The sequence below is a fragment of the Tenacibaculum sp. TB-56 genome, from assembly GCF_059716275.2.
The window spans coordinates 2,671,639-2,683,775 of the sequence record NZ_CM201367.1 but is presented as its reverse complement, the minus strand read 5'-3'; the positions used below and the strand labels follow the sequence as shown (position 1 = coordinate 2,683,775).

Sequence of the window (12,137 nt, the reverse complement as noted above, 5' to 3'; positions counted from 1 at the left end):
GTTTGATTATTAAGCATGAAAAACGAATCCTCTTTTTGCAGATTCGATGAACGAAAACAACAAAGAAATAGCTACATAGGCTATTAAAAGTCCTAAACCGAATTGAAAAGTCAAGTAAGGTACATTCTTAATCTGATATTCTGAGACTATGTTTTCATTAGTACTTATTTGAAAGATTGGGGTTCCGATAAATTTTTTCCAACCATCTTTGTAGATATATTTAAGGTTGTAATCTTTATTATTTAACCTAAAATTATGATTTGTGCTAAATAAATTCCATTTTTTGTTGATTACTTCTCCGTCAACGGAAATAGTTTCTGTTCCGATAAGGTTTCTCTCAAGTAAAACCTTTTTGTTTTGGATTTCAAATTCAATAAGTTTCATATTCTGATTTTTAAGTTAATATTTAATTATAACAACAAATTATTATTGCAAATATATAATAAATTATCGTAAAACAATAATTAAACATTAAAAATCAATGAATTTATTTTTATCTATTTGATTTTCAGAGCCGTTTTTTTTAAATTACACACAACGGTCTCGGCTATGAGTAGTTGCGTGGTTTAGCTCTTAACTTTGCAAGTACACACCAAACTGAAAATCCGCAAGGATTTTCAGAAGTAGGCGAGTAGAAGCAATTACTTATAGCATCCATGAAAAAGCAGTAAGACGAGTATCTTTAAAGTTCACAAAAACATAAAGATATGAATACTCAAATTACTGCCGACACTAAATTATATATAGGAATTGACATACACAAGCGCAGCTGGAAAGTTCATTGTTCAACAGATCTATTTTCTGGCAAAAGTTTTAGTATGCCACCAGACCCTTTGCAATTGAAAGCTTATGTTGATAGACATTTTTCGGGATATGATGTAAGTACAGCTTATGAGGCAGGATGTTGTGGCTATTATGCCCATCGTTGTTTTGAGAGTTATGGCTGGCGCTCTTTAGTAGTTAATCCTGCCGATATCCATCGTAAGGGGAAAGAGCGTTTTACAAAGACCGATCGTATAGATGCACAGTTGATTAGTAGAGAATTGAAAGATGGTCGATTAAGTAGTATTTATGTGCCCGATGAGCATCGTGAAGCTTTGCGTAGTTTATTTCGTAGGCGTAATGATTTGGTAAAGGATTTTAGACGTATCAAGAGTTACATAAAAATGCAGTTGCTCTACTTTGGAATAAAAGTTCCAGAACAGTACGATAATGACCATTGGAGTCATGGTTTTCGGGGGTGGTTAGATGATATAATATTTGAATATGCAATAGCAAAAGCAAGCTTAGAGAGTAGGATGCGTTATTTTCGATTTGTAGATGAAGATTTACGTTTAGTTAGTAATCAGTTAAGAGCTTATTGTCGTAAGCATTTTAAGAAAGATTATTATTTGCTTAGAAGCATACCGGGTATTGGTGGAATTGTAGCTTGTGGAATTATTAGTGAATTAGGAGATTTACGCAGGTTTAATAGCATAAAACACTTGGCAGGTTATGTAGGGTTAGCTCCAGGTATTTATCAGAGTGGTGATAATTATAAAACGATAGGTATAACGCCACGAGCACATCGATTAATGCGATCATATTTTATAGAAGCCTCATGGCAGGCGATTCGAACAGACCCAGTGATGCAGCATTATTACCGAAAGCATTATGGTAAGGATACTAAGAAGATAATCATAAAGATAGCTCGTAAGTTACTTAGTAGAACTTTGGCCGTTATCAAAACAGAGACTCCTTATGAGATAGGAGTTATAGAATAGTATATAAATCAATAACAAAGCTCAGAAAAGAAGTATTTAGAGTCCATATCACAAAACAACGTGGGTGACTTCAAAATTAACCCGAAGATCACATTTTTATAGCAAGTGGCTGGACTTATTATAACTTATAATTGTAGCCTTACCCAAATTAAGACACGGCTAAATTCAATAAATTTTCATTAATATCATCAGATTTGGAGAAGAATTCTTCTCCAAATCTGGGTTTGTATTCTCTAGGCGGTTTATTACCAAGAGACTGATGTGGATGATTGGTGTTATAATCTTCCATCCATTTATTGCTTAAAGATCGTAATTGATGCAGATCATTGAACCAATATGCATCTAATATATCTTCTCTATAAAATCTGTTTAAACGTTCTATATATCCATTTTGCATGGGTTTTCCTGGCTGGGTATGACGGATTTCAACACGTTTGTTTTTACACCATTGACTAAATGTTTTGGATATGAATTCAGGACCATTATCACACCGAATAGTTAGTGGTAGCCCTATTTCTTCTTCTAATTGCTCTAAGGTCTCTACCAGCTTTCTTGCTGGATAATTTAATCCTGGATCTATAGCTAGTACTTCTCGGTTACAATCATCCATAATGTTTAGTATACGTACCTTTCTTCCATCAGAAAGTGTGTCGGACATAAAATCCATGCTCCAGACTTCATTCAATGACTTGGGAACTTCCAAAGGGTGCTTTACTCTTCCCGTAATACGCTTTTTGTGCTTACGTCTTAGCTTTAATTTCATTTGCCTATAAATCCGTAAAACACGTTTGCGGTTCCATGGGTGGCCTTCACGACGTATTCGTTTATAGTATTCATCAAAGCCTCTGGTCGGCAATTCTGTAGCCAAGGCAGAGAGCTTGTCAATTACTTCACGATCATCACGCTTGGTTTGGTAATACCACATCGAACGAGTTAAATCCACAACACCACAGGCTCTCTGTATAGAAACCTGATATTCCTTAATCAAATAAGTCGCTCTATGCTTTTTGTCGGAAGGCCTTAGAACTTTTTTGAGAGTATGTCTTTGAGCATTTGGTTATCCAAACTGGCATCAGCATACATTTGCTTGAGCTTGCGGTTTTCTTCCTCTAGCTCCTTAAGACGCTTTAAATGACTTGATTCCATGCCTCCGTATCGCTTGCGCCAATAATAGATGGTGCTCTTATCAATCCCCAGTTCGCGAGCTATATCTCCTATAGCTCGACCTTGCTCGTTTTCCTTTAAGACCTTAATGATCTGACTTTCGGTAAATCTACTTTTTTTCATCGGACAGTTTAATAGTTTAAAGTTAATAATTTCGAATTTTAAACTGTCTTATTTTTAGGGAAGGCTACATAATCATACAGATGCTGGTGACGACCAATAGAGTTGATCACATATAGGATGCGGAGCAAGTTATAAGGTATTGAAGTATTGATAATCCTTCGGAATTATCAACAATTCAACACCCTAAAATTATTATTATGTAAGAATTAAAAATAAATATAGTAACTTTGAAAAACTAGACTAGTGCTTTTCATAGGAGCCGTTGTTAGCTTTTAGTGCTTTTATAATTCATTCCGTTTTTTGTTTTTTCGGTCAACTTTTTATTCAGGTTTCTTTAATTTCTGCGTTTAATTCATTCCGCAAACTTGCTCAAATTCCGACCGTTTTTTAATTCAGGTTTGAGTGCGCAATTCCAGCGTTATTATTCCAGTTCTGATTGCGCAAACAAGCTAAAAAGTCAACCGTAATTCAATTCAGAGTTTGAGTGAGCAATTCCGCTGTTTTATTTCATTCCACGTTTGAGTGATAATTCCGAAAATTTTCAAAATTCCGCACACAGTTTTTCTGATTTATCTACCTTAAAATTCTAAAAAAAAATCGAAAAATAAACCAGGTTTTTTCAAGCCGCAAACTTGCTCCAGCATTAAAGCTAACGGTCTTGGCTATGGTTTCGTTGCGTGAAAATCCGCGAGGATTTTCCACCGTAAACCGAAGATAGCAAATTTGCGAGGACTTTCCGATAGGAAAGTCGGAAGCAATGAACTATAGCCGTTGTTACCTGCTGGCTTTATTTAATATCCTTTTCCTGTTAGTTTTGATTGTCTTAAATCCGCAAAATCAATTTCTATAGTATAAGATTCAATTTCGTTTGTGCGATAATATTCCTTCTTTTCTTTATCCCAAACCATTTTAAATTCAAAACTATAGCTTATTCCAATTCTATTTATTTTATCACCTTCTTCTGGTTCGGGTTTAGTCACAAACCAAAGTCCTTCTCCAGTTTTTTCATTAGTTTTCCTATTTGTTATTTCAAATGGTACTGTGTAACCATATTCGTTAGGCACTAATTCCAGTAATTCATCGTATTGTTTCTTCATTGTGTCATAGTCATCATAGTTTAACTCGACAGTTCCTTTGTGAAGTTTGTCATCTGATAGAGTGATTTGAATTCGGTTACTTGAGCCTTTAAAACACTCATTATTCACAAATCGAAGATTAATTACATTGATATAGACACTATCTTTTAAATAGTCAAATTTTTGATATCCGTTATTAGCTTTTTCTATTGCATCTCTAATTCCATATTTGTCCTCTGTGTCTGCAACTGTTGGGTTTGTACTTTTAATTCGAGCAACGTCAAACTTTGAATTTCCTGCTTGAAATGGAAAGAAAGAATTCCAGTCGCATTGAGCATAAATATTAGTTGATATAAATAATAATAGAATCAAGATTTTTTTCATATAATTCGGTTTTCAGCTTGCAGGTAACGGTTTGTGTATGAGCAGTAGCGGGTTTTAAGCAACTACTTTTTAGATTACAATATACATTATTTAAAAGAAAAACGGTTCAAGTTTGCACTTAAACCGCTATTGCTTATACACCGTGTTATCTGCTGTTTTTCTCTTTTTTTAAATAACTTTCAAGTCCGTCAAGTTTATCTTTCCAGAAAACCTCCAATTGATTAAGAAATTGAGTTATTTCATTTAGAGCTTCCAGTTGGGCAAAACAATTTCTTTGTCTACTATCTGTTTGGTCTTGTTCAATCCTGATAAGATTACTTTCAGCCAATATTTTAATATGTTTCGATACTGCTGGTCTTGACATATCAAACAGTTCTGAAATGGTATTTACATTTTCAGGTTTTTTGGCAAGGGAAAGTAATATTTGTCGTCTTGTGGGGTCGGCAATCGCCTTAAAAACATCACTCATTTTGAAAGGTATTTTGGAAGTTGGATAGAAAGAATTTTCTTTTTCCAACCATTCGATAGTATTTTCCTCACAATTAGGCTGTTCACAAATCCCTCAAATCCGCTATGTTTAAAATCTAATCTTGTCTTATTGTCCAGTTGCGTCAATTTAAACGTAACAATAGTGTTTTTTAAAGAACCTCCGCTCCAACTAAATGAGAGCAATTCATTGTGCTTGATTTCAAGAACTTCACATTTAGTAATACCATCAAATCCGGGATAGGGTTTTGTTCTGAATTCAAATTTATGTCCTACTAATGGTTCAAAATCACAAGGCATAAGCCACTCGCTCATAGCTTCTTTGTTAGTAAGTGCCTGCCAAACTTTCTCTATAGGAAAATCATATATTTTGGTCAGTGTTATTGATTTGCTCATATTCAGTTGGCTTTATATGCCTCTTTTAATGTTGAAATAATTTCATTGTCAAAATCTGCTTTGCTTTGTATAACTGTTTGGGCATTAATTCTGATACTGCCTTTTGTTTGCTTATTCGAAAATCTTGGGTTTGATTGATTTTCGGGAAGATTTATGCCCAATATTAATGCCTCGTCTTTCGTCTTTGTCAAAATGGCGAATTGATTTTTTCTATAAAATGGGATATAGGTTTTGCAAGGTTGAATGCGAATGTCTTTGGCTATTTCTAAAATCTTGGATTTGGAAAATTCGTAAAGTTCCTTTGATTTTTTCGTGTTAAAGATTGTATCGGCAAAAGTTGAAGGGTCTTCGTAATTGTCTTTTCCGTTAAAATGCTCAAACACCTTGTGGGCTTGAAAATGTCCAAGTCCGTTCTCCGTTTTCAGAAATGCAATGATTTCTTTTTTGTCTTGAAGTTCTTTTTTTGTTAGAACTTCTATCCATTCATCAATGGATTTTCCCGTTTTTTCTTTGAGATTGCGAATGATTGCTTCTCCCATCTGTTTTGGTCCTAAAGCCATATTTCTTATATTTAAGTAACTATTTGGTTACACAAATATATGAAACTATTTGGTTACACAAAATTCAAATTGATAAATTTTTTGATTTTTGTTCAAATTGCAGATAACGGTCTAGTATAACCGTCAGTTACGGGTTAATATGCGTTAATTTTCGGTTTGGCACAGACGTTAGCAATTCCGAGTGGATTCGGACGTAGTCGAATCCGCCGTAATTGCGGTTATACATTGTTGCCAGTAGTGTTTTTTATTTAATCTCATATAGATTATTATTAAAATCTTCGAGTACAAAAACCTTGTCAAATTCTGATTTCACACTATATTTTATGTTTCGGTCAATCAGATATGAACTGTCTCCATTGCTTCCAATAACAATAAGTAACCATTGTTTTTCAGTACTATTTTCTTTGTATTTTGAAATTAGTTTCTCTTTTTTCGTAATTGCTTTTATTAATATTTCATTCGTTAAATCCTTTTGCCACCAAGCTCCTAAATTTTCGGAAATATTAATTCCGGAATGAGGCATTTTAAATATTCTTTCAATAATTGGATTTTCCTCTAAAATGTCAGTCAGAACATATTTTTTTACTACTCGAACAACAGTAGCTATTAATTCTTCCTTTTCGGAAATTTTAAAGTTAACGTAGGGCAGTAGGTAGCAGTTTGCAAGGAAATTAGGTAAGCTATTATCTTTTTTCAATTCTAATTCCGCTAAGTCAAATATGTTTTTAAAAAAACCTTCTCTTTCCTTTGATTTATTGTCGACAAGAATTTGATGTTCAAGTCCTACTAATTCAGTCCCATTAGTCAAGATAAAATCGGGTTTTTCAGTAACCTTTGATATTTCAAAATTATTTTCAAAGAACATTAAGAATTTCCCAACGTGACAAATTTCAAGAATCTTTTGTTGGTTTTTTCTTCTGTCGGTAAGCAAAGGTTCCAAATGTGAGTCAATCAGTTTTCCTAAAGACTTTTTGTTTTCTAAAACTGATTTATTGTTTTCAATTATTCTCATTTCTCACATTACTGGCAACGGTCTTGTATATGATACGTTGCGTGGTTTAGCACGTAATTTAGCAAATAAAAACCGAATAGAAAATCCGCGAGGATTTTCGTAAGTAGGCTCTCACTAGCAATGGATTATAGCATCCATGAAAAAGCAGTAAGACGAGTATCTTTAAAGTTCACAAAAACATAAAGATATGAATACTCAAATTACTGCCGACACTAAATTATATATAGGAATTGACATACACAAGCGCAGCTGGAAAGTTCATTGTTCAACAGATCTATTTTCTGGCAAAAGTTTTAGTATGCCACCAGACCCTTTGCAATTGAAAGCTTATGTTGATAGACATTTTTCGGGATATGATGTAAGTACAGCTTATGAGGCAGGATGTTGTGGCTATTATGCCCATCGTTGTTTTGAGAGTTATGGCTGGCGCTCTTTAGTAGTTAATCCTGCCGATATCCATCGTAAGGGGAAAGAGCGTTTTACAAAGACCGATCGTATAGATGCACAGTTGATTAGTAGAGAATTGAAAGATGGTCGATTAAGTAGTATTTATGTGCCCGATGAGCATCGTGAAGCTTTGCGTAGTTTATTTCGTAGGCGTAATGATTTGGTAAAGGATTTTAGACGTATCAAGAGTTACATAAAAATGCAGTTGCTCTACTTTGGAATAAAAGTTCCAGAACAGTACGATAATGACCATTGGAGTCATGGTTTTCGGGGGTGGTTAGATGATATAATATTTGAATATGCAATAGCAAAAGCAAGCTTAGAGAGTAGGATGCGTTATTTTCGATTTGTAGATGAAGATTTACGTTTAGTTAGTAATCAGTTAAGAGCTTATTGTCGTAAGCATTTTAAGAAAGATTATTATTTGCTTAGAAGCATACCGGGTATTGGTGGAATTGTAGCTTGTGGAATTATTAGTGAATTAGGAGATTTACGCAGGTTTAATAGCATAAAACACTTGGCAGGTTATGTAGGGTTAGCTCCAGGTATTTATCAGAGTGGTGATAATTATAAAACGATAGGTATAACGCCACGAGCACATCGATTAATGCGATCATATTTTATAGAAGCCTCATGGCAGGCGATTCGAACAGACCCAGTGATGCAGCATTATTACCGAAAGCATTATGGTAAGGATACTAAGAAGATAATCATAAAGATAGCTCGTAAGTTACTTAGTAGAACTTTGGCCGTTATCAAAACAGAGACTCCTTATGAGATAGGAGTTATAGAATAGTATATAAATCAATAACAAAGCTCAGAAAAGAAGTATTTAGAGTCCATATCACAAAACAACGTGGGTGACTTCAAAATTAACCCGAAGATCACATTTTTATAGCAAGTGGCTGGACTTATTATAACTTATAATCATACAGATGCTGGTGACGACCAATAGAGTTGATCACATATAGGATGCGGAGCAAGTTATAAGGTATTGAAGTATTGATAATCCTTCGGAATTATCAACAATTCAACACCCTAAAATTATTATTATGTAAGAATTAAAAATAAATATAGTAACTTTGAAAAACTAGACTAGTGCTTTTCATAGGATACGTTGTTGTAACACGTTTTTTAATTACTTTCTACATCCACTTCTTTTCTAAATTGAAGCTCAAGTTCTTTTAAAATAGAAGGGATTGTATCTCTAACTCTTTCTCTCATTTCTTTTATCATTTCTCGGCTAAATTCCGTGTAAGTATCTCCATAAACATTCTCTCTGAAATGATAATCCGACAAAACAGCAAATGATTCAGATTTCAAATTGTCAATTAATTCACACGTTTTTTCTGGAATGAAAATTCTCTTTTTGTCGTAATAATCTCTAAATTCATCATAGCTTTTTCCAGCGTTATTTTTCCGCTGTTCTTTTTGCTCTAAGTCTTTTTGGTCAGAACCAGTCGAAACAGTAAAAGAAGAAGTTAAATTTGCCAAATTAATTCTAACATCAACTATTAATTTATACAAGTCAGATATTGTTTCAAGTCGTTTTTCGTGAAATCTTGAAGCTTTTGTCAAATGTATATCAAGTTCACTTCTATATTTTTGAGATTGCTTTTCTAATTCGCTTTTAAATAATTCCGATTTGTTATTTAATTCGAGTTCAAAAAGAGTAGATTTTTTATTAAAATACTTATTGATAAAATTGTGGATTATTAAAGTTATTAATCCGCTAATAATTCCAAATACACCTAACTCTTTAAAAATTTCTTCCATATAATTGTCAGATTATCAATGTTTTTCGCAAATGTGTTACAACGGTAACGTATAAGCGTAGTGCGGTATTACAGGCACTTTCTTTTCGGCTTAACCATTTAGTTTGTTGAATTCCACTTCGTTCAAATTTAGTACTTTAGCCCGCATTACGCTTATACAATGTTGGCTACAGTTTTTTTATTTTTCCAATCGCAAAATTCAGTTGAATGTCTTTATTATTTATAAAATCTTCGTGGGTTTGAACAACTTTAAAGTCAGGTAAAATTCCATCGCCAAATTTTTGATCCGATAATTCTTTTACATCTTGTTCAAGGTCTACAATCGAAAATGTCAGTCGAAGTTTTGAATTTGGAAGTTCATAAGTCATTGGAATATGTCCAGTATGACCGTAATAGCCACCCAATGATTCCTCTCCAATGACTATGGTGTTTTCATCACTCTTTACCAAACTTGCAAATAATGAACCCGCAGACGCCACGTATGGGTCAATTAATAAAATGATAGTTCCTTGAAAAGCATTTGATTGGGGTTTCCATACTTCATTGAATGTATCATTTTGGTAGTATCTATCTTCTTTTAATATTGAATGTTCTTTTTTAAGGTCATTTGTCAGTTCTTCAACATCATCGTAAACATAATATTCTTTAAAAGGTATTTCTTGAAATAGTGTAAAAGCAGAAGTGTTTTCTTTAAATTCTCTTTGAGTTAAGTATGAGTATAATAATAAATCGTTCGGGTCATTTCCACCTCCATTTCCTCGCACATCAACAATTAGGTTTTTAACTTTTTTGGCTTGAAGTGTTGTGAATACAGAATCCAAAAATGTAGCATACTGTGTATGTCCATCGGTTTCTGGTTCACCCATCGCAAATGTATGAACTTTCAAAAGTCCTGTATTTATGCTATCCAACCATTTATAAGAATAATTTTTACCTAATTTATTCTCAAATTCTTTAGAGTATCGATTATTGTAATTCGTATAAAAATCTTTGTACGTAATGCTTGCGATTGTACTTTTTTGAAGGTTATTAGAATTTTGTGATTTGTACTCAATTTCAAATTGACTTTGTTTTCCCACTGCCAAATAAATATAAAAAGGCAACCAGTCTGTTTCTATTTTAGCGTATTTACCTGTTTTATTAAATCCGTCCGTACTCACATATTTTGCTATTGAAGTAGCAAATTGATTTGAATTTATGTTGTTTACAGAAACAATTTCACTTCCTACAGGAATGTTCTCGTAATTAAGGTTTGTGTAAATTTTATTTTCAAGATATTTCAGTGGTATTGGAAAGAATATTTTTTGTTTACTCAAGTGGTTATCTAAAGAGTCGGGATAAGTTAATTCGTTGTGACAGCTTCCTGTATAATCAATAACATTCCACAAAATATTGTAAAATTCTCTATAAGAAATATTGCTTTTTATTTCCGTCTTATTTTTGCTAAAAGCACTATCAATTTCGTGCTTAGTGCGATATTTATAAAGTCCTGCATTAGCTTCTGTAAAAATTGATTTGAAAACATCAAAGTCTTGAAGCATCTCCTGTTTTGATAGAGAATAGTTTTCTGTTAATTCAGGTTTTTTTCTTTCCGATTTACAGGAAATCAGTAAAATTAAACTTGAAATAATGATGAATTTAGTAATAATTTTCATTAATGTGTTCAAATTGTAGCCAACGTGTTTGTGTATGATTTCGTTGCGTGTTTAAGCACTAAAGTTAGCAAATAAATCACAGATAGAAAGTCCGCGAGGACTTTCGTAAGTAAGCTATAACTAGCAATGAATTATAGCATCCATGAAAAAGCAGTAAGACGAGTATCTTTAAAGTTCACAAAAACATAAAGATATGAATACTCAAATTACTGCCGACACTAAATTATATATAGGAATTGACATACACAAGCGCAGCTGGAAAGTTCATTGTTCAACAGATCTATTTTCTGGCAAAAGTTTTAGTATGCCACCAGACCCTTTGCAATTGAAAGCTTATGTTGATAGACATTTTTCGGGATATGATGTAAGTACAGCTTATGAGGCAGGATGTTGTGGCTATTATGCCCATCGTTGTTTTGAGAGTTATGGCTGGCGCTCTTTAGTAGTTAATCCTGCCGATATCCATCGTAAGGGGAAAGAGCGTTTTACAAAGACCGATCGTATAGATGCACAGTTGATTAGTAGAGAATTGAAAGATGGTCGATTAAGTAGTATTTATGTGCCCGATGAGCATCGTGAAGCTTTGCGTAGTTTATTTCGTAGGCGTAATGATTTGGTAAAGGATTTTAGACGTATCAAGAGTTACATAAAAATGCAGTTGCTCTACTTTGGAATAAAAGTTCCAGAACAGTACGATAATGACCATTGGAGTCATGGTTTTCGGGGGTGGTTAGATGATATAATATTTGAATATGCAATAGCAAAAGCAAGCTTAGAGAGTAGGATGCGTTATTTTCGATTTGTAGATGAAGATTTACGTTTAGTTAGTAATCAGTTAAGAGCTTATTGTCGTAAGCATTTTAAGAAAGATTATTATTTGCTTAGAAGCATACCGGGTATTGGTGGAATTGTAGCTTGTGGAATTATTAGTGAATTAGGAGATTTACGCAGGTTTAATAGCATAAAACACTTGGCAGGTTATGTAGGGTTAGCTCCAGGTATTTATCAGAGTGGTGATAATTATAAAACGATAGGTATAACGCCACGAGCACATCGATTAATGCGATCATATTTTATAGAAGCCTCATGGCAGGCGATTCGAACAGACCCAGTGATGCAGCATTATTACCGAAAGCATTATGGTAAGGATACTAAGAAGATAATCATAAAGATAGCTCGTAAGTTACTTAGTAGAACTTTGGCCGTTATCAAAACAGAGACTCCTTATGAGATAGGAGTTATAGAATAGTATATAAATCAATAACAAAGCTCAGAAAAGAAGTATTTAGAGTCCAT

The 12,137-nt window shown here is 33.5% G+C and carries 13 protein-coding genes; 3 read left to right on the top strand and 10 right to left on the bottom strand.

What is annotated here, in order from left to right; translation table 11 throughout:
* Positions 1–9 precede the first annotated feature (9 nt).
* On the bottom strand, positions 10–384 hold the full coding sequence (locus AC3VI6_RS12870; protein WP_497706497.1) for a hypothetical protein: 375 nt from the start codon (positions 382–384) through the stop codon (positions 10–12).
* 323 nt (positions 385–707) lie between these two features.
* Between AC3VI6_RS12870 and AC3VI6_RS12865 the strand changes: the two genes are divergently transcribed.
* Positions 708–1,763 carry an IS110 family RNA-guided transposase gene (locus tag AC3VI6_RS12865; RefSeq protein ID WP_497704953.1) on the top strand — a complete coding sequence of 352 codons (1,056 nt, stop codon included), beginning with the start codon at positions 708–710 and terminating at the stop codon, positions 1,761–1,763.
* A gap of 148 nt (positions 1,764–1,911) precedes the next feature.
* Here the strand turns inward: AC3VI6_RS12865 and AC3VI6_RS12860 are convergent, their stop codons facing one another.
* The 7 genes from AC3VI6_RS12860 to AC3VI6_RS12830 all read right to left on the bottom strand — a co-directional run bounded on the left by AC3VI6_RS12860 (position 1,912) and on the right by AC3VI6_RS12830 (position 6,964).
* The gene (locus tag AC3VI6_RS12860) at positions 1,912–2,751 is read right to left on the bottom strand and encodes an IS3 family transposase (protein WP_497706496.1); all 840 of its coding nucleotides are present in this window, start codon (positions 2,749–2,751) and stop codon (positions 1,912–1,914) included.
* Positions 2,752–2,783: 32 nt separating this feature from the next.
* Positions 2,784–3,050, bottom strand: coding sequence for a transposase (locus tag AC3VI6_RS12855; RefSeq protein ID WP_497706495.1), 267 nt, complete (start codon positions 3,048–3,050; stop codon positions 2,784–2,786).
* A 791-nt stretch (positions 3,051–3,841) separates the two neighbouring features.
* Positions 3,842–4,510: a hypothetical protein gene (locus AC3VI6_RS12850; RefSeq protein ID WP_497706494.1), complete on the bottom strand. Its 669-nt coding sequence runs from the start codon at positions 4,508–4,510 to the stop codon at positions 3,842–3,844.
* Positions 4,511–4,655: 145 nt separating this feature from the next.
* Positions 4,656–4,979 carry an ArsR/SmtB family transcription factor gene (locus tag AC3VI6_RS12845; RefSeq protein WP_497706493.1) on the bottom strand — a complete coding sequence of 108 codons (324 nt, stop codon included), beginning with the start codon at positions 4,977–4,979 and terminating at the stop codon, positions 4,656–4,658.
* Complete coding sequence (locus tag AC3VI6_RS12840) at positions 4,976–5,392, bottom strand: SRPBCC family protein (RefSeq protein WP_497706492.1); 417 nt, start codon at positions 5,390–5,392, stop codon at positions 4,976–4,978. The genes AC3VI6_RS12845 and AC3VI6_RS12840 overlap by 4 nt, the downstream gene beginning before the upstream one ends.
* A 2-nt stretch (positions 5,393–5,394) precedes the next feature.
* Positions 5,395–5,952: a DUF5655 domain-containing protein gene (locus tag AC3VI6_RS12835; protein ID WP_497706491.1), complete on the bottom strand. Its 558-nt coding sequence runs from the start codon at positions 5,950–5,952 to the stop codon at positions 5,395–5,397.
* Between the two features lie 244 nt (positions 5,953–6,196).
* Complete coding sequence (locus AC3VI6_RS12830) at positions 6,197–6,964, bottom strand: hypothetical protein (protein ID WP_497706490.1); 768 nt, start codon at positions 6,962–6,964, stop codon at positions 6,197–6,199.
* Positions 6,965–7,151: 187 nt separating this feature from the next.
* Here AC3VI6_RS12830 and AC3VI6_RS12825 point away from each other — a divergent pair, with 187 nt between their 5' ends.
* Positions 7,152–8,207, top strand: coding sequence for an IS110 family RNA-guided transposase (locus AC3VI6_RS12825; RefSeq protein WP_497704953.1), 1,056 nt, complete (start codon positions 7,152–7,154; stop codon positions 8,205–8,207).
* A gap of 338 nt (positions 8,208–8,545) precedes the next feature.
* Here the strand turns inward: AC3VI6_RS12825 and AC3VI6_RS12820 are convergent, their stop codons facing one another.
* Together AC3VI6_RS12820 and AC3VI6_RS12815 are read right to left on the bottom strand one after the other, a co-directional pair.
* Entirely contained in the window at positions 8,546–9,187 is a 642-nt protein-coding gene (locus tag AC3VI6_RS12820; RefSeq protein WP_497706489.1) for a hypothetical protein, read from the bottom strand.
* A gap of 166 nt (positions 9,188–9,353) precedes the next feature.
* Positions 9,354–10,841 (bottom strand): S41 family peptidase, encoded by a 1,488-nt coding sequence (locus AC3VI6_RS12815; RefSeq protein ID WP_497706488.1) that lies wholly within the window; start codon positions 10,839–10,841, stop codon positions 9,354–9,356.
* A 193-nt stretch (positions 10,842–11,034) separates the two neighbouring features.
* Between AC3VI6_RS12815 and AC3VI6_RS12810 the strand changes: the two genes are divergently transcribed.
* Positions 11,035–12,090: an IS110 family RNA-guided transposase gene (locus AC3VI6_RS12810; protein ID WP_497704953.1), complete on the top strand. Its 1,056-nt coding sequence runs from the start codon at positions 11,035–11,037 to the stop codon at positions 12,088–12,090.
* Positions 12,091–12,137: the final 47 nt, after the last annotated feature.

Coding starts and splice junctions, on each gene's coding strand:
- AC3VI6_RS12870 (WP_497706497.1), bottom strand. CDS start 384: ATGAAACTTATTGAATTTGAAATCCAAAACAAAAAGGTTTTACTTGAG.
- AC3VI6_RS12865 (WP_497704953.1), top strand. CDS start 708: ATGAATACTCAAATTACTGCCGACACTAAATTATATATAGGAATTGAC.
- AC3VI6_RS12855 (WP_497706495.1), bottom strand. CDS start 3,050: ATGAAAAAAAGTAGATTTACCGAAAGTCAGATCATTAAGGTCTTAAAG.
- AC3VI6_RS12850 (WP_497706494.1), bottom strand. CDS start 4,510: ATGAAAAAAATCTTGATTCTATTATTATTTATATCAACTAATATTTAT.
- AC3VI6_RS12845 (WP_497706493.1), bottom strand. CDS start 4,979: ATGAGTGATGTTTTTAAGGCGATTGCCGACCCCACAAGACGACAAATA.
- AC3VI6_RS12840 (WP_497706492.1), bottom strand. CDS start 5,392: ATGAGCAAATCAATAACACTGACCAAAATATATGATTTTCCTATAGAG.
- AC3VI6_RS12835 (WP_497706491.1), bottom strand. CDS start 5,952: ATGGCTTTAGGACCAAAACAGATGGGAGAAGCAATCATTCGCAATCTC.
- AC3VI6_RS12830 (WP_497706490.1), bottom strand. CDS start 6,964: ATGAGAATAATTGAAAACAATAAATCAGTTTTAGAAAACAAAAAGTCT.
- AC3VI6_RS12825 (WP_497704953.1), top strand. CDS start 7,152: ATGAATACTCAAATTACTGCCGACACTAAATTATATATAGGAATTGAC.
- AC3VI6_RS12820 (WP_497706489.1), bottom strand. CDS start 9,187: ATGGAAGAAATTTTTAAAGAGTTAGGTGTATTTGGAATTATTAGCGGA.
- AC3VI6_RS12815 (WP_497706488.1), bottom strand. CDS start 10,841: ATGAAAATTATTACTAAATTCATCATTATTTCAAGTTTAATTTTACTG.
- AC3VI6_RS12810 (WP_497704953.1), top strand. CDS start 11,035: ATGAATACTCAAATTACTGCCGACACTAAATTATATATAGGAATTGAC.